Origin of the sequence: Kineococcus glutinatus (assembly GCF_039542765.1) — a bacterium.
Lineage (GTDB): Bacteria > Actinomycetota > Actinomycetes > Actinomycetales > Kineococcaceae > Kineococcus_A > Kineococcus_A glutinatus.
This window is the reverse complement of the sequence record NZ_BAABIL010000747.1, coordinates 1-570: the sequence shown is the minus strand read 5'-3', so window position 1 is coordinate 570 and position 570 is coordinate 1. Positions and strand designations below refer to the sequence as shown.

1 pseudogene is annotated in these 570 nt (G+C 79.6%); it reads right to left on the bottom strand.

Annotated features, from left to right (window positions below):
• A pseudogene (locus ABEB16_RS20895) lies at positions 1-570 on the bottom strand (hypothetical protein); the annotation flags it as partial.

The window sequence follows — 570 nt, the reverse complement described above, 5'->3', positions numbered from 1 at the left end:
CACCAGCGGCAGCAGCAGCGCCGCGTGCTGCTTGCACGCCAGCGCCACCGCCAGCGGCAGCACCGCCCACCAGGTGCGCCCCCGCGCCACGAGCAGCGCCCAGCCGGCCAGGCCCAGCAGCACCGTGGGCTCGGTCCAGGCCTGCTCCACGAGCGTCGTGCCGCCCGGGGCGAGCAGCAGCAGGCACGCGGCGGCCAGCGCGCGGGGCCGCCAGCGGCCGGTCGCGGCCACCAGCAGCGCGCACACCACCACGCCCAGCGCCAGCGCCCAGCGCACGTCCCCGGCCAGCCAGCGGCCCGGTGCGGTGAGCACCACCGTCCACGGCAGGTACGCGAAGGCGTCGGTGATGCCGGGGGAGCCGACCCAGCGCTGCTCGTACGCGGAGGTGCCCGCGCGCAGCCCGTCGGCGGCCTGCTGCAGGATCACCCAGACGTCGATGCGCGGGTGCGGATCACCCAGCACCACCGCGGCGGAGGACGCGGCGGAGGCGGCGACCGCCTCCGCCACCGCCGCGGCGGGGCCGTGCCGCCAGCGGGGCGCCAGCGCCCAGCAGAGCGCCGCGACCGCGCC